Source organism: Caballeronia sp. Sq4a (assembly GCF_023170545.1).
GTDB lineage: Bacteria > Pseudomonadota > Gammaproteobacteria > Burkholderiales > Burkholderiaceae > Caballeronia.
In genome coordinates this window covers 2,387,738-2,409,698 of record NZ_CP084250.1, presented here as the reverse complement: position 1 = coordinate 2,409,698, position 21,961 = coordinate 2,387,738, and the positions used below count along the sequence as shown (strand labels likewise).

At 63.9% G+C, this 21,961-nt stretch carries 18 protein-coding genes and 1 pseudogene; 9 read left to right on the top strand and 10 right to left on the bottom strand.

The features are described from left to right. Nucleotides 1-27 precede the first annotated feature (27 nt). The 3 genes from LDZ24_RS11410 to LDZ24_RS11400 all read left to right on the top strand — a co-directional run bounded on the left by LDZ24_RS11410 (nt 28) and on the right by LDZ24_RS11400 (nt 5,768). On the top strand, nt 28-942 hold the full coding sequence (locus tag LDZ24_RS11410; RefSeq protein WP_248320529.1) for an inner membrane protein YpjD: 915 nt from the start codon (nt 28-30) through the stop codon (nt 940-942). Nucleotides 943-966: 24 nt separating this feature from the next. After that, nucleotides 967-1,287, top strand: a complete 321-nt coding sequence (locus LDZ24_RS11405; protein ID WP_248320528.1) for a PP0621 family protein — start codon at nt 967-969, stop codon at nt 1,285-1,287. A gap of 1,469 nt (nt 1,288-2,756) precedes the next feature. After that, nucleotides 2,757-5,768 (top strand): ribonucleoside-diphosphate reductase subunit alpha, encoded by a 3,012-nt coding sequence (locus LDZ24_RS11400; RefSeq protein WP_248320527.1) that lies wholly within the window; start codon nt 2,757-2,759, stop codon nt 5,766-5,768. 844 nt (nt 5,769-6,612) lie between these two features. On the opposite strand, the gene LDZ24_RS11395 is transcribed toward LDZ24_RS11400, so the two are convergent. Beyond that, entirely contained in the window at nt 6,613-8,010 is a 1,398-nt protein-coding gene (locus LDZ24_RS11395) for an MFS transporter (protein WP_248320526.1), read from the bottom strand. A 118-nt stretch (nt 8,011-8,128) separates the two neighbouring features. On the opposite strand from LDZ24_RS11395, the gene LDZ24_RS11390 reads away from it, so the two are divergent. From LDZ24_RS11390 to LDZ24_RS11375, 4 genes and pseudogenes are all read left to right on the top strand, one after another. Next, nucleotides 8,129-8,338, top strand: coding sequence for a DUF3820 family protein (locus LDZ24_RS11390; protein WP_175945125.1), 210 nt, complete (start codon nt 8,129-8,131; stop codon nt 8,336-8,338). Nucleotides 8,339-8,879: 541 nt separating this feature from the next. Further along, a complete protein-coding gene (locus LDZ24_RS11385) occupies nt 8,880-10,133 on the top strand; it encodes a ribonucleotide-diphosphate reductase subunit beta (protein WP_244847259.1) in 1,254 nt (417 codons plus the stop codon). 105 nt (nt 10,134-10,238) lie between these two features. Then, a pseudogene (locus LDZ24_RS11380) lies at nt 10,239-10,564 on the top strand (hypothetical protein). A gap of 31 nt (nt 10,565-10,595) precedes the next feature. Then, nucleotides 10,596-11,300, top strand: a complete 705-nt coding sequence (locus tag LDZ24_RS11375) for a histone H1-like DNA-binding protein (protein WP_244847258.1) — start codon at nt 10,596-10,598, stop codon at nt 11,298-11,300. A gap of 250 nt (nt 11,301-11,550) precedes the next feature. Here LDZ24_RS11375 and LDZ24_RS11370 read toward each other — a convergent pair whose 3' ends face one another. The 9 genes from LDZ24_RS11370 to LDZ24_RS11330 all read right to left on the bottom strand — a co-directional run bounded on the left by LDZ24_RS11370 (nt 11,551) and on the right by LDZ24_RS11330 (nt 19,709). Next, the gene (locus LDZ24_RS11370; protein WP_248320525.1) at nt 11,551-12,030 is read right to left on the bottom strand and encodes a hypothetical protein; all 480 of its coding nucleotides are present in this window, start codon (nt 12,028-12,030) and stop codon (nt 11,551-11,553) included. A 25-nt stretch (nt 12,031-12,055) separates the two neighbouring features. Beyond that, nucleotides 12,056-12,994 carry a carbohydrate kinase family protein gene (locus LDZ24_RS11365; protein WP_248320524.1) on the bottom strand — a complete coding sequence of 313 codons (939 nt, stop codon included), beginning with the start codon at nt 12,992-12,994 and terminating at the stop codon, nt 12,056-12,058. A gap of 130 nt (nt 12,995-13,124) precedes the next feature. Then, nucleotides 13,125-13,625, bottom strand: coding sequence for a thiol peroxidase (gene tpx, locus LDZ24_RS11360; RefSeq protein ID WP_248320523.1), 501 nt, complete (start codon nt 13,623-13,625; stop codon nt 13,125-13,127). Between the two features lie 102 nt (nt 13,626-13,727). Then, nucleotides 13,728-15,056 (bottom strand): zinc-ribbon and DUF3426 domain-containing protein, encoded by a 1,329-nt coding sequence (locus LDZ24_RS11355; protein WP_248320522.1) that lies wholly within the window; start codon nt 15,054-15,056, stop codon nt 13,728-13,730. Nucleotides 15,057-15,117: 61 nt separating this feature from the next. Further along, the gene (gene prmA / locus LDZ24_RS11350; RefSeq protein WP_248320521.1) at nt 15,118-16,020 is read right to left on the bottom strand and encodes a 50S ribosomal protein L11 methyltransferase; all 903 of its coding nucleotides are present in this window, start codon (nt 16,018-16,020) and stop codon (nt 15,118-15,120) included. Between the two features lie 23 nt (nt 16,021-16,043). Further along, nucleotides 16,044-17,411: an acetyl-CoA carboxylase biotin carboxylase subunit gene (accC, locus tag LDZ24_RS11345; protein ID WP_248320520.1), complete on the bottom strand. Its 1,368-nt coding sequence runs from the start codon at nt 17,409-17,411 to the stop codon at nt 16,044-16,046. 151 nt (nt 17,412-17,562) lie between these two features. Further along, nucleotides 17,563-18,036 (bottom strand): acetyl-CoA carboxylase biotin carboxyl carrier protein, encoded by a 474-nt coding sequence (gene accB / locus LDZ24_RS11340; protein ID WP_175945107.1) that lies wholly within the window; start codon nt 18,034-18,036, stop codon nt 17,563-17,565. Nucleotides 18,037-18,485: 449 nt separating this feature from the next. Continuing rightward, nucleotides 18,486-19,025: a TlpA disulfide reductase family protein gene (locus LDZ24_RS11335; RefSeq protein WP_248320519.1), complete on the bottom strand. Its 540-nt coding sequence runs from the start codon at nt 19,023-19,025 to the stop codon at nt 18,486-18,488. A gap of 27 nt (nt 19,026-19,052) precedes the next feature. Next, complete coding sequence (locus tag LDZ24_RS11330; protein ID WP_244847249.1) at nt 19,053-19,709, bottom strand: UDP-N-acetylmuramate--alanine ligase; 657 nt, start codon at nt 19,707-19,709, stop codon at nt 19,053-19,055. A 185-nt stretch (nt 19,710-19,894) separates the two neighbouring features. On the opposite strand from LDZ24_RS11330, the gene mpl reads away from it, so the two are divergent. Continuing rightward, nucleotides 19,895-21,310, top strand: a complete 1,416-nt coding sequence (mpl, locus tag LDZ24_RS11325) for a UDP-N-acetylmuramate:L-alanyl-gamma-D-glutamyl-meso-diaminopimelate ligase (RefSeq protein ID WP_248320518.1) — start codon at nt 19,895-19,897, stop codon at nt 21,308-21,310. Further along, nucleotides 21,307-21,906 carry a YqiA/YcfP family alpha/beta fold hydrolase gene (locus LDZ24_RS11320; RefSeq protein ID WP_248320517.1) on the top strand — a complete coding sequence of 200 codons (600 nt, stop codon included), beginning with the start codon at nt 21,307-21,309 and terminating at the stop codon, nt 21,904-21,906. Before mpl ends, LDZ24_RS11320 begins: the two co-directional genes overlap by 4 nt. Nucleotides 21,907-21,961 lie beyond the last annotated feature (55 nt).

Sequence of the window (21,961 nt, the reverse complement as noted above, 5' to 3'; positions counted from 1 at the left end):
GTTCGGGGCCTAGTGTAAACTTCGAACATGGATATTGTACTGTATGCCCTCACTGCGTTTCTCTACGGCGGACTGGCCGTGGCGGGCTGGCGCGCGCATCGTCATACGGCCGTGGAGCCGGTTCTGGCGGGCGTGCCATCGGGCATCGGCGCCGCGCCGGCGAATCCATCGAAGGCGTCGGGCATGAGCGGCATGGGACGCGCTCTATTATTAATAGCGTTGGTCGTGCACGGCGTTCTCCTGCACATGACCATCTTCCCGCAGAACGCGATGATCTTCGGCTTCGCGTTCGCGTTGTCCGCCATGTTCTGGCTCGGCGCGGGCATCTACTGGATCGAGAGCTTCTTCTTTCCGCTCGACGGCCTGCGCCTGCTCGTGCTGCCGCTCGCCTGCTTGGCTTCGCTGTTGCCGCTCGCGTTCGGCGGCGTGCGCGTGCTGTCGTACTCCGCCGCGCCGATGTTCAAGCTGCATTTTCTGATCGCGAATATCGCGTATGGCCTCTTTGCGATTGCGGCGCTGCATGCCGTGCTGATGCTGATGCTCGAACGACGCCTTCAGCGCATGCGCGGCCTCGCGATGCGTCACAGTGGCGGCAACGGCTGGCTCGCGAGCTGGCTCGACACCTTGCCGCCGCTGCTCACGCTCGAAAAGCTGTTGTTCCGCCTGATCGGCGCGGGCTTCGTGCTGCTGACGCTCACGCTCGTGTCGGGCATCGCGTTCAACGAGCAACTGGTCGATCGGGCGCTGCGTTTCGATCACAAGACCGTCTTCGCCATTCTGTCCTGGCTGATGTTCGGCGGGCTGTTGACTGCGCGCCGCATCTCCGGCTGGCGCGGACGCGCCGCGCTGCGCTGGGTGCTGGCTTCGTTCGTGGCGCTGCTGCTCGCGTATGTCGGCAGCCGCTTCGTGTTCGAAGTGCTGCTGCATCGCGCGGTCGTCTGAGCGCGGTTTTACTTCTTCAAGCCGATGCGAAATTTTCTTCTTCTTATCGTTCTCTTCTTCGTGACGCAATGGCTCCTGAAGAAGCTCCGCCGCGCCAACGAGCGCGAGCAGGCGGGGACGCGTGCTTCCACTAACCGCGCTTCCTCGACGACGGGCGGCGCGGGCGCCCGCAACGGCGCGGCTCGCCGCGATGCGCCGCAGCTTGCCGATCCGCTCATTCGCTGCGCGCAGTGCGGCGTGCATACGCCGACGAGCGAATCCATAGCGGTCGCAGGGCAGCGGTTCTGCTGCGCGGAGCACGCACGGCGTCATGCGGCGCGTCCGGGCGGTCGGGACGCGAGATGAGGGCGCTGGCTGCGGGTATCGAGGCGCACATGCGCTGACGAGTGAAGTAATAGTCGTCGCTTGACAGCACTCCGCTGCGGCACGCGCGCTCTGCGTCGCGCGGCCCGGCGTGTGAGCGATTTGCGACGCCAGGTGAACGCGCCAACTGCGCGATGGCTTCGTTGACGCCCACAGCCGGCTCAGAGGCCCGGCGCGAATGCCGTCCGCCGAGCTTCGAGGCGCGTGTCGACGGCACGACGTCCGAGCTCGTCGGGATCCATAGCTTCGGCCCGCCCGGCGTTTCAAGCACCGATTCGAGCGCGCGCTATTCGCCGACACGCGCGATCATGACGCGACCCCCCGCGCGCAGGCCATCGCTGATGTTCACCGGCCTGACGCTCGCCAACGTGCTTGGTCAGGCGGCGGGCTCGCGCTCGACGTTCTGATCGTGCGTCCGTAAGTTCAATCATCTGCGCCGCATGCGCGTGTCGGCGCATTCCATATTCACCGCGAAGGCGCGTTCGCGGCTGTTCGTCCCCACGATGAACCCGCGAGCCACGCGTTCGAGTCGTCGTTTCAGGAACGCGGGCGTTGCAACCACTAGGCGACAACCAGCGGTTCGACGAGTACGCGGAGCTTGCCGCTCATGTGAATCAACGCGAACCGATATTCGATCGACGCGTTCCCGCTCTTCGTCGCCAGCGATGAACCTGCGAGCCACGCGTTTGTGTGGCCTTTTCGGGAAGGCGAGCGTTGCATCCACTACTCTACAACCTGCGGTTCGACGAATACGTGGAGCTTGCCGCCCGTATGAACTCATCGCGAACCGTTATCCAATCGACGATCGCCCCGACGCCCCCGCTGCGACGACGCGCCGCCGCCACTTCAACGAGTCGCCCGAGCCGACACCTCGACGGTCTCCGACCTCCGCCTACGGTCATTCTCGCTGCGACGCAACAGCGTCGCGCGGGAGCCCTTGCCGCGCTTCGACGCCGCAAAAGTCAACCCCGCGAGGGCGCTTCCGAAGCAAATAAACCTTTTTGAGACCGTGCGAAGTTCCACTATACTTGGTGCCGAAGGACGTGATTTGCACTATATCTTGTGTTGTAGAGGCGGCGCCCGCTCCCACGAGCCGGCGCCGTCGGCTTTCCGGCGTATCTGAAGTTTGGCTGGCCCGGGGCGGTGCGCAAGCGGTTTCATCAAGAGACCCTCAGCGCATCGAGCGCCAGCGCAGCAGCACCGTGAAGAACGTATGCAAGTGAATGCGAGTCGCGTCGACCGACACCGCGCGCCAACGCGGGCACCGCACGCGACGCCATGACAGTGCGGGCCGCCATCGCCGCGACTCGTGTTCAGGGCCTGCTGTCTTCACAGCCCGCCTTACTGCCAAACACCGCGACGCGCGTCCGCGTTATTGACCGGCGACGCACGCGGCATAAGTGATAAATCCGCGGATCATCCGCACCATTCGAACACCAGGAGTTTTGCACATGCAAACCACCGACAACGCCACGACTTCCTACGAAGGCGCATCCGCGCAGCATGCTGGCGGGGCGCACGTTCAGGGCGCGCAATCGCCCGCGTCGAACACGACGTATGCCGACTACAAGGTCATTCGTCGCAACGGGAGCGTGGTGTCGTTCGAGCCGTCCAAGATCGCGATTGCCGTGACGAAGGCGTTCATCGCCGTGAACGGCGGTCAGGGCGCGGCGTCCGCTCGCGTGCGCGAGCAGGTCGAGCAACTGACGCAGGCGGTCGTGCGCGCGCTTCTGCGCAGCCGTCCGCACGGCGGCACGTTCCACATCGAAGACATTCAGGATCAGGTCGAACTGGCGCTCATGCGCGGCGGCGAGCACAACGTCGCGCGCGCCTACGTGCTGTACCGCGAGAAGCGCACGCAGCAGCGCGAGCAGGACCGCAGCCATGCGCAGAATGCGAAGACGCACGAAGGCGTCATCAACGTGACGGACAACGGCATCACGCGCCCGCTCGATCTCGACGCGCTGAAGGCGCTGATCGTCTCGGCCTGCGCGAATCTGGGCGATGCCGTCTCGGCTGATCCGATCGTCGCGGAAACGGTGAAGAATCTGTACGACGGCGTGCCGATGAATCAGGTCTACGATTCGGCCATTCTCGCCGCGCGCACGATGATCGAAAAAGATCCGGCGTACAGCCAGGTCACCGCGCGCATCTTGCTGCACACGATCCGCCGCGAGATTCTCGAAGGCGAAGTGACGCAAGCCGAGATGGGCGAGCGTTACGCCGAGTACTTCCCGCAGTTCATCAAGCGCGGCGTCGAAGCGGGCCTGCTCGACGACAAGCTGCAACAGTTCGACCTGAAGCGTCTCGGCGCCGCGCTCGACGCGAACCGCGACCTGCAGTTCGGCTATCTCGGCCTGCAAACGCTGTACGACCGCTACTTCCTGCACGTGGAGGGCACGCGCATCGAGTTGCCGCAGGCGTTCTTCATGCGCGTGGCGATGGGTCTGTCGCTGAACGAAATCGACCGCGAAGCGCGCGCCATCGAGTTCTACAACGTGCTGTCGTCGTTCGACTTCATGTCGTCGACGCCGACGCTCTTCAACTCGGGCACGCATCGCTCGCAGCTTTCGTCGTGCTATCTGACGACGGTGGCCGACGACCTCGACGGCATCTACGAGGCGCTCAAGGAAAACGCGCTGCTCTCGAAGTTCGCGGGCGGCCTCGGCAACGACTGGACGCGCGTGCGCGCGCTCGGCTCGCATATCAAGGGCACGAACGGCAAGTCGCAAGGCGTCGTGCCGTTCCTGAAGGTGGTGAACGACACGGCCGTCGCGGTGAACCAGGGCGGCAAGCGCAAGGGCGCGGTGTGCGCGTACCTGGAGACGTGGCACCTCGACATCGAAGAATTCCTGGAACTGCGCAAGAACACGGGCGACGACCGCCGCCGCACGCACGACATGAACACGGCGAACTGGATTCCCGACCTGTTCATGAAGCGCGTGATGGAAGGCGGCGAATGGACGCTGTTCTCGCCGTCGACGTGTCCGGACCTGCATGATCTGTTCGGCGCGGACTTCGAGAAGGCGTACGTCGCTTACGAAGAGAAAGCCGCGCGCGGCGAGATCAAGCTCTTCAAGAAGGTGCCGGCGCAGCACTTGTGGCGCAAGATGCTCGGCATGCTGTTCGAAACCGGCCATCCGTGGATCACGTTCAAGGACCCGTGCAACGTGCGTTCGCCGCAGCAGCACGTCGGCGTCGTGCATTCGTCGAACCTGTGCACGGAAATCACGCTGAATACGAGCGACACTGAAATCGCCGTGTGTAACCTCGGCTCGGTGAACCTCGTCGCGCACCTGACGAAGCAGGCCGACGGCACGCTCGCGCTCGACCACGCGAAGCTCAAGCGCACCATCAGCGTCGCGATGCGCATGCTCGACAACGTGATCGACATCAACTACTACGCGGTGCCGAAGGCGCGTAATTCGAACCTGAAGCATCGTCCGGTGGGCATGGGCATCATGGGCTTCCAAGACTGCCTGCACTTGCTGCGCACGCCGTACGCGTCGCAGGAAGCGGTGGAGTTCGCGGATCGTTCGATGGAAGCCGTCTGCTACTACGCGTACTACGCATCGACGGAACTGGCGGAAGAGCGCGGCCGTTATTCGAGCTATCGCGGCTCGCTGTGGGATCGCGGCATCCTCCCGCAAGACACGGTGAAGCTCTTGGCCGAAGCGCGCGGCGGTTATGTGGAAGTGGACACGTCCGAGTCGATGGACTGGTCGACGCTGCGTTCGCGCATCGCGACGCATGGCATGCGCAACTCGAACTGCGTGGCGATTGCGCCGACGGCGACGATCTCGAACATCATCGGCGTGTCGGCGTGTATCGAGCCGACGTTCCAGAACCTGTACGTGAAGTCGAATCTGTCTGGCGAATTCACGGTGGTCAACGACTACCTGGTGCGTGATCTGAAGGCGCGCGGCCTGTGGGACGAAGTGATGGTGTCGGACCTGAAGTACTTCGACGGCACGCTCTCGCGCATCGACCGCGTTCCGGCCGACCTGCGCGCGATCTACGCGACGGCATTCGAAGTGGATCCGAAGTGGCTGGTGGAAGCGGCGTCGCGCCGGCAGAAGTGGATCGATCAGGCGCAGTCGCTGAACATCTACATGGCGGGCGCATCGGGCAAGAAGCTCGACGAGGTGTACAAGCTCGCGTGGCTGCGTGGTCTGAAGACGACGTACTACCTCCGCACGATGGCGGCGACGCACGTCGAGAAGTCGACGGTGGCGCACGGCGCGCTGAACGCGGTGCCGTCGGGTGAGGGCGGTGCGGGTTCGGGCGGTGGCTTCGGTGTATCGTCGGGCGGTGCTGCTTCTGCTGCTGGCGGGGTCGGTGGTGGTTTCAATGCTGCCGCTGCTGCGCCTGCCGTCGAGGCGGCTGCGCCGGAAGCCGACGGTCCCGTCTGCATGATGCGTCCGGGCGATCCGGGGTTCGACGAGTGCGAGGCATGTCAGTGAGGCTTTTTGCTGGCGCCTGAGTAGGGTTCTGCTCGCGGCGAAGGCCGGTGCTGAGTTTCTCGGTGCCGGCTTTTTTGTTTTTGTTGTCTTGTCTTGTCGGTGAACTTGTTTTCGTGTCGGTCTATTGGCTTTGCGCTTGCCGGGCTGACGTATGGCCGTCGTTCCGCCTCTCTGCTTCGTTGTCTCGCGCGGGCGTGAAACTTGTATTCGTGTCGGTGTATTAGCGTTGCCCCTCCCCGGGGCGGGGGTCACTTTCTTTGCTGCTGCAAAGAAAGTAACCAAAGAAAGCAGCTTCTTCGCCCGTGGTATTGAGTGATGGTGCACTCCGCAATACGCCATTGGCACTCAGCTTGAATCAACCCTGAATCACCTTCCACGCCCGCTGACCGCCACGTCCTCCGAGCCCCTTGGCTCGTCAACACCGAGGGTTTGCATGCGTGGACGCCGTTTATCGACCTAAGTCGGGGCGCGAGGGGGCTAGATGTGCACCGGTGCGTGCAGAAACTTATCGATGAGCTACCGACTACCACTTGCCGGAGGCGAAGCGCAAAGCGCGCGCATGGTTTTATCGAGCCAAGGGGCTCGGAGGACGTGGCGCTCAGCGGGCGTGGAGAGCGATTCAAGGCTGCCAATTCACGTAGCGCCACCGCATGTCTGCGAAGTGACCACTCTCTTGCTGCTGCGGGCCAAAAAAAAGCTGCTTTCTTTGGTTACTTTCTTTGCAGCAGCAAAGAAAGTGACCCCCGCCCCGGGGAGGGGCAACACTAATAGACCGACACGAGAACAAGTTCAACGACAAGACAAGCCCAACGAACACCGCCGGCAGGCAACAAACAAGGAACCCTTACCCCCGCGTCCCACGCGAAATCTCAACGCCCGCATTCCGCGACAACCGAGCCGTAACCGGCATGGAAAGAAACGAGAACAGCCCGACGACAACAAACGCAGGCCAGAAGTCCGACCATCGCACGGTCGCATGACCATTCACGTACTGCGTGAGTTCGAGCGTAATGCCCGCCACCGTGACGCCAAGCCCGAGCGACACCTGCTGCACGAAGCTGGCAAGACTCGTCGCTCGTCCGACATCGCGGGTTTCGATCTCCGCGTAGGCGAGCGAATTGAGGCTCGTAAATTGCAGCGCCGGAAAGAAGCCGCCGAGCAGCACCACAGCCCAGATCACCCAGGTGGGCGTGCCGGGAAAGAACGTGCCGCATGCCGCAATCGCCAAGCCCGACAACGCCGCGTTGAAGAGTAGCGTCTGCCGAAAGCCGAATCGATGCAGCACGCGCGACGCAAGCGAGCGCATGAACATGCCGCCGAACGCCGATGCACACGTGATCGCGCCGGACTTGAACGCCGTCATGCCAAGACCTTCCTGCAACGCGAGCGGCAAGAGGAACGGCACCGCGCCGAGCCCGATGCGAAAGAGCGAGCCGCCCAGGACGCTCGCCTGAAACGTCGGCACGCGAAAGAAGCGCAAGTCGAGCAGCGGTCGCGCGGCCCGGCGCGCGTAGAGACAGTAGAGCGCGGCCATCAGCGCGCCGGCCGCGCACATCGCGAACGCAACGCTTTGCGGCACCAGCTCGCCGCCGACGAGCGAAAGCCCGAGCAGCAGCAACACGCCGGCGCCCGCCGAGAGAAAGAAGCCGAGCCAGTCGAGCCGGCCCGGATGTTCTTCGCGCGAGTCGGCGATGTAGCGATTGGTCAGGTAGATGCCCGCAATGCCAATCGGAATATTGATGAAGAAGATCAGCCGCCAGTGCAGATACGTCGTGATGAAGCCGCCGAGCAGCGGGCCGGCGGCCGGGCCGAGCATCGCGGGAACGGAGAGATAGTTCATCGCGCGAATGAACTCGGAGCGGCGCACCGAACGGAAGATGATGATGCGGCCGACCGGGACCATCATCGCGCCGCCCACGCCCTGTATGAACCGCGCGACGGTGAAGGGCCCGAGCGACGTCGATGCCGCGCACAGGATCGAACCGGCCACGAACACGCCGATGGCCGCGCGAAAGACGGCGCGTGCGCCGAAGCGGTCGGCCACCCAGCCGCAGATCGGAATGAAGACGCCTAAGCCGAGCACGTAGCTGGTGACGGCGACCTTGAGTGTGACGGGATCGCGTCCGAAGGCGCGCGCCATTTCAGGGATTGCAGTGACGATGACGTTGGCGTCGACGCTTTCCATGAACATCGCACACGCGACGATGAGAGGAGCGATGAAAGCTTTGACGGCGAGCGGCATCAGAGAATGCGATCGGTCATGGCGGCAAGAGCGGCGATTATGGCACCGATACCACGCGCATGCGATCGCGCGCCAGGCGCGATGCGATGCGATCAACATAACGAGGAGTGAAGACACGATGGACCCGCAAGACCTGCAGCGTCTCGTGACGCAGACCATGCCTTACGGCAAGTACAAGGACAGACTCATCGCCGACTTGCCCGGTCACTATCTCGCGTGGTTCGCGCGTGAGGGTTTTCCTCAAGGCAAGCTCGGTGCGTTGCTCGCGCTCATGCACGAGATCGATCACAACAATCTGCGCTCATTGCTAGACCCTTTGAGGCGTTGACTCCACGCGCTATAGGTAGTAGAGCAGCGCCACAGCGGACACAAGATATAGTGGTAAAGCGAGGCCGCGAATGCTAAACTTCGGCAACGAATTCGAAGCGCGCGAAGGCAACGAAGACACGTCGCTCGGCTGCTGGAGCGTCATCGGGCGAAGCCAGAACGAGCGCGCGCTTTCATCTTCGCTTGCATCGCATCGCATTCGATCAACGGCACTCGCGTCGCTCGCCTCGAACGATCATCGCGGGCTGTCGCCAAGCGTTCGCATGACAGCATCGAAGCATCGACCGAATCATCGATCGAAGCATTGAAGCCACGCAGCCCGATCACACATCGCAACGCTTGAAGAGAGTCGATGAGGACCGCTTCACACATGTCTCTCTCTTGCTCGCATCACGCATGAAAGACCATGCGCAGAGCCAAGTGTTGTATGCAGGTAGCAACGCTGAATCCAAATCGCTAGAAAACGAGAATTTTCATGAGCAAGCTCTTTTATCGCTCATGAAAAGATGGTACAAACCGATCTAAATTGATGGTGAGAATTTATGCTCAACTGGGATGACGAGACCACTGCCGTAACTCCGTCGAGCGGTTCGCAACACAACACGTTGCGCAACGCTCAAGGCACGGCTTTCGGTACGCAGAGCGCAGCGCATGCTGCCCAATCGTTCGATCATCAAGCCGCCCATCAGACTGCTCAGGCGCAGAACATCTTCTCGGATGGCTTCGTGCCTCCCGCAGCCGCCACGCCTTCCGCTGGCGCCATCGCCGCGCAGAGCGAAGCGCGCGTCAACGTCGCCGACAAGCGCATCATCAACGGCAAGACCGACGTCAACCAGCTCGTGCCGTTCAAGTACAAGTGGGCGTGGGAGAAGTACCTCGCCGGTTGCGCGAATCACTGGATGCCGCAGGAAGTGAACATGTCGCGCGACATCGCCCTGTGGAAAGACCCGAACGGTCTGTCCGACGACGAGCGCCGCATCGTCAAGCGCAACCTCGGCTTCTTCGTCACGGCCGACTCGCTCGCCGCGAACAACATCGTGCTCGGCACGTATCGTCATATCACCGCTCCGGAGTGCCGCCAGTTCCTGCTGCGCCAGGCGTTCGAAGAGGCGATCCACACGCATGCGTATCAGTACATCGTCGAATCGCTTGGCCTCGACGAAAGCGAGATCTTCAACGCGTATCACGAGGTCAAGTCGATCCGTGACAAGGACGAGTTCCTGATCCCGTTCATCCAGACGTTGACCGACCCGGCGTTCACCACCGGCACGCTGGAAGCGGACCAGAAATTGCTCAAGTCGTTGATCGTGTTCGCCTGCATCATGGAAGGGCTCTTCTTCTATGTCGGCTTCACGCAGATTCTGGCGCTCGGTCGCCAGAACAAGATGACGGGCGCGGCGGAGCAGTATCAGTACATCCTCCGCGATGAATCGATGCACTGCAACTTCGGCATCGACCTCATCAACCAGATCAAGCTGGAAGAGCCGCAACTGTGGACCGCCGAATTCAAGGCGGAGATTCGCGAACTCTTCAAGCAAGCTGTCGATCTTGAATATCGCTACGCTGAAGACACCATGCCGCGCGGGGTTCTCGGCCTGAACGCGTCGATGTTCAAGAGCTACTTGCGGTTCATCTGCAATCGGCGTTGCCAGCAGATCGGCCTGGACCCGCTCTACCCGAACGAGGAAAACCCGTTCCCGTGGATGAGCGAAATGATCGACTTGAAGAAGGAACGCAACTTCTTCGAGACACGCGTGATTGAGTATCAAACCGGCGGCGCGCTGACCTGGGAATAACAACAAGCCCAGGACGTGTTGCAGACGAAATCGATGGGACGGCTGGGCAGCAGCGTGCGTCATTGCGCGCGCCCCGCCGACAAGGTTTAGGAGAACGGTCGCCTGATGCAAAGTGCGCCTACTGACTTGACGGACCGTGTGGTTCGATTGAAAGACAGGCGTTTTGCGTTCCCTTCAATGGGATGGGCAAACTTCCCCCCGGAAAATGCCGGCGACAAGCTCGCTGGCTCGATCAAGCGATGGCCGGCGCCGTGTATGGGCGCTGACTCAATTTGGCGCGCGGTGCCTCGGGGCACGGCGCGCCTTGCCGTATTCATTAGCGTAAGCAGGTGGGATCAGCGTACGCCGATGAATAATCCGCTTCGTAGCGTGTGCCCTGAGAGCCTCCACGCGAAGAAGCGGGTTTTGACGAAGGGTGTTGTTTGAACTGACTCTCATCTGAAAACCTGAAGGAGAAAAACCATGGCAGTTGCCAAGAAGAAACCCGCCGCGAAAAAGGCTGCAGCAAAGAAAGCCCCCGCCAAAAAAGCCGCCGCTCCGGCGAAGAAGGTAGCCGCGAAGAAGGTCGCTGCGAAGAAGGTTGCAGCGAAGAAAGTCGCCGTGAAGAAGGTCGCGGCGAAGAAGGCTGCGCCGGCCAAGAAGGCAGCAGCAAAGAAGGTCGCAACGAAGAAGGTAGCGGCCAAGAAGGCGCCCGCGAAGAAAGCCGCTGCGAAGAAGGTTGCCACCAAGAAGGTAGCCACGAAGAAGGCCGCAGCCAAGAAGGCGCCTGCGAAGAAGGCCGCAGCGAAGAAGGCGCCTGCGAAGAAGGCCGCCGCCAAGAAGGCGCCCGCGAAGAAAGCGGCGGCGAAGAAGGCCGCTGCGAAGAAAGCGCCCGCGAAGAAGGCTGCCGCGAAGAAGGCTCCTGCGAAGAAGGCGTCGGCGAAAACTGCCGCTGCTCCCGCTGCGCCTGCTGCTTCCGCGCCTGCTCCCGCAGCGAAGAAAGCCGAGCCTGCCGCAAAGAAGGCGCCGGCCAAGAAGGCTGCTGCTGCAAAGAAGACGACGGCTGCGGCTCCCGCAACGACGGCTACCACGGTGTCGACGCCCGCTCCGGCGGCTCCGGCCACTGCGGTCAAGACGGCGCTGAACCCGGCGGCGGCATGGCCGTTCCCGACGGGCAGCCGTCCGTAAGTCGCGACAACAGCAGTCCGAAGCACCGCGGCACACGTCGATGTGCCTTAAGACCGGGTAGGCCTACCCGGCCTCGACCCGTCGCCGGTCAAGTCCGGCGGCGGGTTGTTCGCTTCGGCGCCCGAAGTAACTGCGCGCCGTTTCCAGCCAGCCGCGAACGAAAAAAAGCGCATGCCTCTTTCGATGCATGCGCTTCTTTGTGCCTACCGCAGACTGGCTGCGAATCCTCGGCGGAATAGCTCCGACGGACTTAGTGCGTCACGCGCGTCACGCCGCCGCTCGACAGCAGCCGTACGCGCTCGCCGGCCTGGAACACTTCGCCATTCGACGTCTGCGTGATGGCGCGCAGGTCGCCGTTGTCGAGACGCACGGTGATTTCCAGCCCGTTCTTAGTCGCGACGCTGTTCTCGACCGCGTTGCCCGCGACGGCGCCGGCTAGACCACCGATGATGCCCGCGATGATCGACCCGTTGCCGCCGCCGATTGCGCTGCCCGCCGCGACGCCGCCGAGCGCGCCGCCGCCGATGGCGCCGAGGCCGGTCGGCTGGCCGTTGTTCGAGCTGATCTTCACGCCGCGCACGCTTTCGACGGTCGCCATGCGCACCGTTTCCTCGCGCTGCGCCTGCGACGCCGTGTAGACGTCGGGCGAACTGCTGTTGTAGGCGCAGCCCGTCAGCGCGACTGAGCCGATGAGCGATGCTGCCAGCACGATGCGACTTACCGTTTTCATTCCTTCACTCCCTTCATCCACTCGATCACGACAGGCTGCTTCCGAATGCCTGCTTGAAACGCTCTTCGATTTCGGCGCGCGTCGGCGCATAAGTTTGCGGGCCCTGATGCTCGATCTTCAACGCACCCATCAGACTCGCGAGACGCCCCGTCTTTTCCCAGCCAAGCTTGTTCTCGATGCCGTACAACAGGCCGCCGCGAAATGCGTCGCCGCAGCCGGTCGGGTCCACCACTTGCCGCGCCTTCACGGCCGGCACGTCCATCACGCCGTCTTCATGATAGATCTGCGCGCCGTGTTCGCCGCGCGTGACGACCAGCGCCTCGACCCGGCTCTTGATGTCTTCGATCGACCAGCCGGTCTTGTTGCTCAACAACTTGGCTTCGTAATCGTTGACCGTCACGTATGTGGCAAGTTCAATCATGCGACAAAGCTCTACACCTTCAAGAATGGGCAAACCCTGACCCGGATCGAAGATGAACGGCACGCCCGCCGCCGCGAACTGCTTCGCGTGCTCGCGCATGCCGTCCGCGCCGTCCGGCGCCACGATGCCGAGCGTAATGCCCTGCGCTTCGTCGGCGCGATTCAGGTGCGATTCCATCATCGCGCCGGGGTGGAAGGCCGTGATCTGATTGTTCGCGAGGTCGGTCGTGATGAAGCATTGCGCCGAGTGCTGGCCGGGCAGCACGCGCACGTATTCCTTCGACAATCCGAGCGCGTCGAGCCGGTCGATGTAGAGCTGCGCGTCCGCTTCGCCGAGCGTCGCCATGATCTTCGCATCGCCGCCGAGCAGCTTCAGCGCATACGCGATGTTGCCTGCGCAGCCGCCAAAGTTGCGCCGCATCGTCGGCACCAGGAAGCTGATGTTCAGCATGTGCACCTGGTCCGGCAGGATGTGGTCGCCGAAGCGGCCCTGGAAGGTCATGATGTTGTCGTAGGCGAGCGAGCCGCAGATAAGCGTAGCCAAGGCGAACGTCCTTATTAGTTAGGCGCGAGGAAAGAGTAGCCCATACGGCGCGCGGCGGCGTTGGCATCGGCCGAACCGAAAGACCGCCGCGCCCCGTATGCGGACCGCCACAGCGGTCCGTCGATGCACTTTACTTCAGTGCGGCGAGCGCCGAATCATAGTTCGGCTCGTTTTTGATTTCCGGCACGAGTTCGGCGTGCAGCACCTTGTCGTTTTCGTCCAGCACGACGACCGCGCGCGCTGTCAGCCCTTTGAGCGGGCCGCTCGTCACATCGACGCCGTACGACTGCGCGAACTCGTGGCCGCGGAACGTCGAGGCCGTCACCACGTTGGCCAGGCCTTCGGTCGTGCAGAAACGCTTGGCCGCGAAGGGCAGGTCGCCGGAGACGACGAGCACCACGGTGTTGTCCAGCTTGCCGGCCGCTTCGTTGAACTTGCGCGTCGACGTGGCGCATGTGGGCGTGTCGAGGCTCGGCACGATGTTCAGCACCTTGCGCTTGCCCGCGAAGCTCGCGAGCGTGATATCGCCGAGATCCGCGCCGACGAGCGTGAACGCGGGCGCTTGCTGTCCTTCGCTCGGGAACGTGCCGCTGACTTCGATCGGGTTGCCGCCGAGGGTAACTTGACTCATGTTGCGCTCCAGAGGATGTGTCAGATGCTGACGGGAACTGTGCGACCGGCTCTTGCTGCCGGGTCGCGTCTTGGAAAGCCGGGCGCTCGCGCCGCTATCCGGTTACGGATAGAAGACTTGCACCCGGTAATTCGCGGCGACGGCATCGCCCGTATCGAGCCGGACGACGACCGGTTGCGCGCTTTGCGGCGGAAGGCCGATGGCGAATATCGTACCCGGTCGCGCGTAATCCTGCGGCCACAGCACGCGGCGAATGGCGACGTCGCTCTTGTCGTCGAGCAGGGTGAGTTCGAGCGCCGGATAGGCAAGCGTGACGTCCGAGCGGTTGCGCAGCATGAGCTTCAGTTCGAGCTTGTGCGGGCCGTCCACCTGACGCAAGCCGGAACTCTCGATCTGCAAACCGGAGATGTAACGCGGCGGCGAAATCGTGCAGCCGACCTGGTCGCAGATATTGACGTAGAACGCGTGCGAGCCGGGGACATTCACCATGATCGTTTCGCGTTGCCACCAGGCGAACTGGACCAGCAGCAGCAACGCGAGCAAGACGGCAATGACGATACCGAGCGCACGCAAGCCCTTGCGCGCGGGCTTGCTCGGTTGCGTCGTGTCGATAAGCGGTTCTCGCGAGACCGGAAACGCTTCGTTGGCGCTCGGCGGGTGCGCGGTGCCGAGACCGGCCGGCCGCGCGCCGAGGCCGGGTTCGTCCTCGTCCCATGCGGAAGCCGGCGTCGGTGTCGGAGTCGGGGTAGCGGCTGGGCGCGCGCGCGGCGGTTCGGGCCGGTTTTGCGCCGGGCCGATGAAAGGCTCCGCGCGGTCGTCGAGCGGATCGACGAAGCGCGAGGGCGGCGGCGCGGGTTCGGGACGCCTCGGCGCTTCGCTTCTGGCGGGCGGCGCGGGTGCGTCGTCGTTGAGCGGCGCGCCGGAGACGGCCACCGGCTTCACCCGGCCGAGCGGCACCGGTTCGACGACAGGCTCGGCGTCGGGTTCGTTCGCGGCGTCCTTGCGCGGCACGTTGCGGGGCACATTGCGTTGGGGCGGCGGCGGCATCGGCGCGCCAGCGAACGCCGGCGCGTTCGCATGCACGGTCGGATCGTTGTCTTCTTTCGCCGGGGGCGGCGAGAAGGGCTTCGCGGCCGACTTGTTGCCGAGATCGAGCTGACGCGGCACTGCCAGCGTAGGCGGCACGCTCGTGGCTTCCTTCTTCGACGACGAGAACGTCGAAGGTCCGACCGCGACTTCATCGTCGATCAGCGCGGCGTGCTGCGCTTCGTCGGCTTCGGCCGACTCGTCCGGCAACTCGAACCGATGATGCGCGGCGTCGAAAACTTCCTGGCAATGGCCGCAACGCACCCGCCCGTCATGCGGCGCGAGCAGATGCGGATCGAGCTTGAAGACGGTTTCGCAGTGTGGGCAGCGGGTAGCCAGCGCCATAGGAAGTGCCAGTGGAAAGTGCCAGCGGCCTCACGGCCGAAACGGTGATGATGGCGCTATTCTAAAGGCTTTCGCGCCGCGTTCCGGCAAGGCACACCCAGCCTTCGTGCTCGCGCCAGACGCCGATGTCGATCCACTTCGCGTAGACCGCCGCGACCTCGTCGGCCTGGCGCGCGAGGATGCCCGACAGCGCGATCCGCCCGCCCGGCTTCACCTTCGCGGCGAGCATCGAGGCCATGAGCTTGAGCGGATTCGAGAGGATATTGGCGACCACGATGTCGAACTCGCCGGCGGGGCAGTCGTCGGGGAGGCCGTAGGTGACGTCCGCGTGATTGCGCTCGCTGTTCTGGCGCGCGGACTCGACCGCTTGCGGGTCGATGTCGATGCCATACACCGGATTCGCGCCGCACTTCTTCGCGAGAATGGCGAGGATGCCGGAGCCGCAGCCGTAGTCGAGCAGCGACTGCCCCGGTTTCACCGATTGCTCCAGCCATTCCATGCACAGGCGCGTGGTCGGATGGCTGCCCGTGCCGAACGCGAGGCCCGGATCGAGTTCCAGCACGAGGGCGTCGGGATCGGGCGCGTCGTGCCATGACGGCACGACCCAGATGCGCTCGCCGATGGCGATCGGATCGAACTGCGCCTGCGTCAAACGCACCCAATCTTGCTCCTCGACTTCGCGCACGGAGAACGCGGGCGTCGCTGTCAGGCCGATGTCGTTGGACGCCGCGGCGAGCAGCACGGCCGGGTCCGCGTCCTGGCCGAGCAGCGCGACCACGCGCGAACGCTTCCACGCGCTGCGCTCGGGCGTGAGCCCGGGCTCGCCGAAGAGCGGCTGCTCGTCGGGCGTGTCGGCGTCGGCGTCCTCGACGGACACCGAAAGCGCGCCCATGTCCAGCAGCGCATCCGACAGCGCCTCCGCGTGCTCGCGGTCCAGCTCGGCGATCAGTTCCCGGTAACTCATGCTCGTTTCTCTGCCAAGGCGCTTCAGGACTCTTCGGCCACCGCCGCCTGACGCGCGGCGAGCTTGTTTTCGAGGTAGTGGATGCTCGTGCCGCCTTCGACGAACTTGGCGTCGATCATGAGTTCGCGGTGCAGCGGAATGTTGGTCGAGATGCCTTCCACGACCATTTCCGACAGCGCGATGCGCATGCGGTTGATCGCCTGTTCGCGCGTCGCGCCGTACGAGATCAGCTTGCCGATCATCGAATCGTAGTTCGGCGGGACGAAATAGCCGTTGTACGCGTGCGAGTCGACACGAATGCCCGGGCCGCCCGGCGCGTGCCACGACGTGATGCGTCCCGGCGACGGCGTGAACTTGAACGGATCTTCCGCGTTGATGCGGCATTCGATCGCGTGGCCGCGGAACTGGATGTCCTTCTGGCGCAGCGTGAGCTTCTCGCCAGCGGCAATGCGAATCTGTTCCTGCACGATATCGACGCCCGTGATCAGCTCCGTCACGGGATGCTCGACCTGCACGCGGGTGTTCATCTCGATGAAGTAGAACTCGTTGTTCTCGTACAGGAATTCGAACGTGCCCGCGCCGAGATAGCCCATCTTCTTGCATGCTTCGGCGCAGCGGTCGCCGATGCGGTCGATCAGACGCCGCGCGATGCCCGGCGCCGGCGCTTCTTCGATCACCTTCTGGTGGCGGCGCTGCATGGAGCAGTCGCGCTCGCCGAGCCACAGCGCATTGCGGAACGAATCCGACAGCACCTGAATTTCGATGTGCCGCGGGTTCTCCAGGAACTTCTCCATGTAGACCTGCGGATTGCCGAACGCGCGGCCCGCTTCTTCGCGCGTCATGTTCACCGCGTTGACCAGCGCCGCTTCGGTATGGACCACGCGCATGCCGCGACCGCCGCCGCCGCCCGCCGCCTTGATGATGACGGGATAGCCGACCGCGCGCGCAATTTTCACGATCTCTTTGGGATCTTCCGGCAACGCGCCTTCCGAACCCGGCACGCACGGCACGCCGGTCTTGATCATGGTCTGCTTGGCGGTGACCTTGTCGCCCATCAGGCGAATGGTCTCCGGGCGCGGCCCGATGAACGTGAATCCCGATTGCTCGACGCGCTCGGCGAAATCCGCGTTCTCGGAAAGAAAGCCGTAGCCGGGATGGATGGCTTCGGCGTCGGTGACTTCGGCCGCGCTAATGAGCGCAGGCATGTTCAGATACGACAGATTCGACGGCGCCGGTCCGATGCAGACGGCTTCGTCGGCGAGCTTCACGTACTTCGCTTCCTTGTCGGCCTCTGAATAGACGACGACTGTCTTGACGCCCAGTTCGCGGCACGCGCGCTGGATGCGAAGCGCGATTTCGCCGCGGTTCGCAATGAGAATTTTTTCAAACATGGCAGTGGGTCGGCTCATCAACGGGCACGCGCGAGCGGCCCTCGGGATTCGAATCGGCGGCGCGCGCGCCCGGATGCTTCCGGATCGCGTGCGCCGGCGCGGTGAAGCCGGGCGAACCGGAGCGAAGCGTCCGGCGCGCGGCCCGACGCGCTTAGTCGCCGATCACGAAGAGCGGCTGGCCGTACTCGACCGCCTGACCGTTCTCGACAAGAATTTCCTTCACGACGCCGGACTTGTCCGATTCGATTTCGTTCAGAAGCTTCATGGCTTCGATGATGCACAGCGTCTGGCCTTCCTTGACCGTATCGCCCACTTGCACGAAAGGATCGGCGCCCGGCGACGGCGCGCGGTAGAACGAGCCGACCATCGGCGAGGTCACGACGTGGCCCTGCGGCGCGGCGGCGCTCGCGGCGGCGCCAGCGCTCGCGCCGGCATCGCCCGATGCGGATGCGCTCGGCGCGGCTTGCGCCTGCACTTGCGGCGCGTATTGCTGCGGCGCCTGCATATAGACGGGCGCCGCGTTCTTGACGATGCGAACCTTGCCTTCGCCCTCCGTCACTTCCAGCTCCGAGATGCCGGATTCCGAGACGAGGTCGATCAGCGTTTTCAGTTTACGAAGGTCCATCGAAAAATCCCCTTTCAATACTTGGAGACCGGGACTGCCCGGTGCTTGACTTGATTTGTGGGTGTGTTCTGAGCGTCAGCCGCGCGCCGGCGCGGCCATCATCCGGTGCGCGCGGGCGTGCGGCGCAGCGCGCCCGCGGCGAAACTGGCGGCGGTGCGACCTGTCGTATGGGGCGCGGTGGCTCGGCCAGCGCCGCTTTCGCGGGCGGCTAAACGGGCGGCTACGTGGCCTTGCTGCACCGGCGGAATAGTCATGGTCGCTTCGGGTTGTGCGGAATTCGGCGCACTTTAGCGCCGTTTAGAGAATTTTGTCTAGTTTTACAGCGCGACAGACCGTGCTTGTTCGCGCGTGCGACCCGACATTATCGCAGCCAAACAGAGAAGTTACAGCAAACGTCCGGCAACTTGCTGATTAATTCGGCGAACGTCAGGCGAAGTCGCAGCGAATTTTTACAGCGCGTCGAGCGTGTGGCGCAGTTCCGCTTCGTTGACTTCGCCTAGCTTGGTCGAGTGAACCACGCCCTTGCTGTCGATGACGACGGTGAACGGCAGCCCGCCCGCGTTGTTGCCGAAGCTACGCGCAAGGTCCGCGCCACCGAAGCCGGTGACGTAGACGGGATAGTCGACCGGGACCTTCTTTAAGAAGTCGTTGACGTTCTTCTCGCTGTCGACGCCGAGCCCGATGAACGTGATGCCCTTCTTCTGATATTCGCGCTGTAAGGCCGAAAGCGTCGGCATTTCCTTGACGCACGGTCCACACCACGACGCCCAGAAGTTCACGACGACCGGCTTGCCCTTGTACGCCGCGAGCGGTTGCGATGTGCCGGACGCGGCGGGCGGCGTGATCTTCCAAAGTTGATCGACGGCGTTGCCGCTCGGCTGCGTCGCGGCTTCGGTGTCGCTGCCGGTAAACAGATGACCTGCGTAGAAGCCGCCGACCGTCGCGGCGATGGCGACCGCCAGGGCCGCAAAGATACGTGTGCTGTTCATGGGGTGAGATTGAAAGCGCCTTGCCGTTCACTCGCCGATGTAAAGCGGCGGGCGATCCGGATCGTCGGATTGATCGAGCAGCGCGCGCACGGCGGCGGCGTTCGCGCGGGCGAGCCGGCCGCGTCCGTCGGCGCGCACCGCGCCGCGCAGATCCACGGTGTTGTAGAGCGCGATGTGGACCCCGATCGGCTCCTCGCCGCGCAGGCGATGCAGAAAGCTCAATGTCTCCACATAACCGCGCCCCGCGAAGTGCCGCGTCTCCGAGACGTCGTATTGAATATTGGCGTTGAGCAGGTAGATCGCGACTTCCTTCGGGTTGTCGCAGAAGCATTGCAGATGGATATCCGAATGCTCGCCTGCCGTGCCGTTGAGCACCGCGCCCGTCAGATACGGATCGTAGGGCTTCAGGCGCTCCATCCATTCGAGCGCGGTTTCGCGCATGCGGCGCAGCACGGCGGGCTGGCTGTCGCTCTGGAAAATCGCCTGATATTCGCGGATTTCCTCTTCGATCTGATCGTTGTCGGGCAAAAACTCGCCGCCGATCTTGCTTTCGCCCACCACGAGCCGCGCCGCCTTGCGCTTGGCGGTGGAGTAGTCGAGACCGTCTTCGGCGATCATTCTCGCGGCTGCGATCGCGATTTCCTCGCGCACGCGCTGCGGATCGATATGTGATTTGCGAACCATGGGGGCATCATACTAGATAACGTCTGGGCGTCCGGCGGGGCGGCGGCCGTGGCAGCCTTGGCCTCAGGCCGGCGGGCGCGCTCGGTTACAATATGCGCCTCCGGGCGCACTCCCGCACGGCTTTTATCCGTGGTGCGCCGTTCCAGTTTTCCGCACTCCATCGCCCGCGCGGCGCGACACGCTTTATGCACATCCACATCCTCGGCATCTGCGGCACCTTCATGGGCGGTCTCGCCGTCCTGGCGCGCGAGGCCGGACACAAGGTCACCGGCTGCGACGCCGGCGTCTATCCGCCGATGAGCACCCAGCTCGAAGCACAAGGCATCGAACTGATCGAAGGGTTCGGGGCCGAGCAGATCGAGCTCGCGCCTGACCTCTTCGTCGTCGGCAATGTGGTGTCGCGTGGCAATCCGCTCATGGAAGCCATTCTCGACCGCGGGCTGCCGTACACGTCCGGTCCGCAATGGCTCGGCGAGCATGTGCTCGCGGGGAAATGGGTGCTGGCGGTCGCGGGCACGCACGGCAAGACCACGACGAGTTCCATGCTCGCGTGGCTGCTGGAAGACGCCGGCATGAATCCGGGCTTTCTGATCGGCGGCGTGCCGCTCAACTTCGGCATTTCCGCGCGCCTGACCGATTCCAGCTTCTTCGTGATCGAAGCCGACGAGTACGACACCGCCTTCTTCGACAAGCGTTCGAAGTTCGTCCACTACCGCCCGCGCACGGCGGTGCTCAATAATCTGGAATTCGATCACGCCGATATCTTCCCCGATCTCGCCGCTATCGAGACGCAATTTCATCACCTTGTTCGAACGGTGCCGGGCGTGGGCCGCATCGTCACGAACGGGCGCGAGGCGGCGCTCGAACGCGTGCTCACGCGCGGCTGCTGGTCGGGCGTCGAGCGTTTCGGCGTGGAGGGCGGCTGGCAGGCGCTGCCCGCCGAGGACGGCGCGACGGTCGACGAACAGTTCGCTGTCTACTGGCAAGGCGAGCGTCAGGGCGTGGTCGACTGGCAAGTGCAGGGCGAGCACAATCGCATGAACGCGCTGGCGGCCATCGCGGCGGCGCGCTCGGTCGGCGTGCCGGCGGCGCAGGCTGCGAAGTCGCTCGCGAGCTTTCGCAACGTGAAGCGGCGCATGGAAGTGAAGGGCAGCGTCGACGGCGTGACTGTCTACGACGACTTCGCGCACCATCCGACCGCCATCGAAACGACGGTGGCCGGATTGCGCACGCGCATCGGCGATTCGGGTCACGCGCGCATTCTCGCCGTGCTCGAACCGCGCTCGAACACCATGAAGCTCGGCACGATGAAGGCGCAATTGCCCGCGAGCCTCGCCGGCGCGGACCTCGTCTTCGGCTACGGCGCGCGCGAAGGCCGCGACAAGCTCGGGTGGAATCTTGCCGAGGCGCTGTCCCCGCTCGGCGACAAGGCGCACGCCTTCGACGAAATCGAACCGCTCGTGAAGGCGGTCACTGCCGCCGCGCGCCCCGGCGACCACGTGCTCGTGATGAGCAACGGCGGTTTCGGCGGCGTGCATCAGAAACTGCTCGACGCGCTTTCCGCGCGTCCGTCCGGCACCACGACACGAGGCCCCGCGTGATCCTCTACCTGCACGGCTTTCGCTCGTCTCCCCAATCGTTCAAGGCCCGCGCCATGCGCGCGCGCCTCGCGGAACTTGGCCGGTTGAGCGAATGGCAGTGCCCGGTGTTGCCCGTGTCGCCGTGCGACGCCATCGCGCTGGCGGAAACCATCGCGAGCACGGCGGCGTCGGACGATGTCACCGTCGTCGGCAGCTCGCTCGGCGGCTATTACGCGACCTATCTCGCGGAAAAGCACGGCTGGCGCGCGGTGCTGCTCAATCCCGCCGTGGTGCCGCAATCGGACCTGAGCGCGTACCTGGGCGAACAGCCGTTGTGGCACGGCGGCGGCAGCATCACCGTGTTGCCGCGCCATCTGGACGAACTGCGCGCGCTCGCCGTCGATGCCATCACGCGGCCCGAGCGCTACTTTCTGATTGCCGCGACCGGCGACGAAGTGATCGACTACCGCACGATGCTCGCGCGCTATCCCGGCGTGCGCACCACGTTGATTCAGGGCAGCAACCACGCGATCAGCGACTTCGCGGACTATCTCGGCGACGTGCTCGCGTTCTGCGATCAGTCGCCGCGCGCGGCCGTCGCGCCCGCGGCGGCATGACGCCTCATTCATCCACCGGCGCATGCCGCGTCCGGTCCACCGTCTTACGAGAGTA

What these genes read in the sequence shown, in the direction of transcription:
- LDZ24_RS11410 (WP_248320529.1), top strand. Translation starts at nt 28, where the DNA reads ATGGATATTGTACTGTATGCCCTCACTGCGTTTCTCTACGGCGGACTG.
- LDZ24_RS11405 (WP_248320528.1), top strand. Translation starts at nt 967, where the DNA reads ATGCGAAATTTTCTTCTTCTTATCGTTCTCTTCTTCGTGACGCAATGG.
- LDZ24_RS11400 (WP_248320527.1), top strand. Translation starts at nt 2,757, where the DNA reads ATGCAAACCACCGACAACGCCACGACTTCCTACGAAGGCGCATCCGCG.
- LDZ24_RS11395 (WP_248320526.1), bottom strand. Translation starts at nt 8,010, where the DNA reads ATGCCGCTCGCCGTCAAAGCTTTCATCGCTCCTCTCATCGTCGCGTGT.
- LDZ24_RS11390 (WP_175945125.1), top strand. Translation starts at nt 8,129, where the DNA reads ATGGACCCGCAAGACCTGCAGCGTCTCGTGACGCAGACCATGCCTTAC.
- LDZ24_RS11385 (WP_244847259.1), top strand. Translation starts at nt 8,880, where the DNA reads ATGCTCAACTGGGATGACGAGACCACTGCCGTAACTCCGTCGAGCGGT.
- LDZ24_RS11375 (WP_244847258.1), top strand. Translation starts at nt 10,596, where the DNA reads ATGGCAGTTGCCAAGAAGAAACCCGCCGCGAAAAAGGCTGCAGCAAAG.
- LDZ24_RS11370 (WP_248320525.1), bottom strand. Translation starts at nt 12,030, where the DNA reads ATGAAAACGGTAAGTCGCATCGTGCTGGCAGCATCGCTCATCGGCTCA.
- tpx (WP_248320523.1), bottom strand. Translation starts at nt 13,625, where the DNA reads ATGAGTCAAGTTACCCTCGGCGGCAACCCGATCGAAGTCAGCGGCACG.
- LDZ24_RS11355 (WP_248320522.1), bottom strand. Translation starts at nt 15,056, where the DNA reads ATGGCGCTGGCTACCCGCTGCCCACACTGCGAAACCGTCTTCAAGCTC.
- prmA (WP_248320521.1), bottom strand. Translation starts at nt 16,020, where the DNA reads ATGAGTTACCGGGAACTGATCGCCGAGCTGGACCGCGAGCACGCGGAG.
- accC (WP_248320520.1), bottom strand. Translation starts at nt 17,411, where the DNA reads ATGTTTGAAAAAATTCTCATTGCGAACCGCGGCGAAATCGCGCTTCGC.
- accB (WP_175945107.1), bottom strand. Translation starts at nt 18,036, where the DNA reads ATGGACCTTCGTAAACTGAAAACGCTGATCGACCTCGTCTCGGAATCC.
- LDZ24_RS11335 (WP_248320519.1), bottom strand. Translation starts at nt 19,025, where the DNA reads ATGAACAGCACACGTATCTTTGCGGCCCTGGCGGTCGCCATCGCCGCG.
- LDZ24_RS11330 (WP_244847249.1), bottom strand. Translation starts at nt 19,709, where the DNA reads ATGGTTCGCAAATCACATATCGATCCGCAGCGCGTGCGCGAGGAAATC.
- mpl (WP_248320518.1), top strand. Translation starts at nt 19,895, where the DNA reads ATGCACATCCACATCCTCGGCATCTGCGGCACCTTCATGGGCGGTCTC.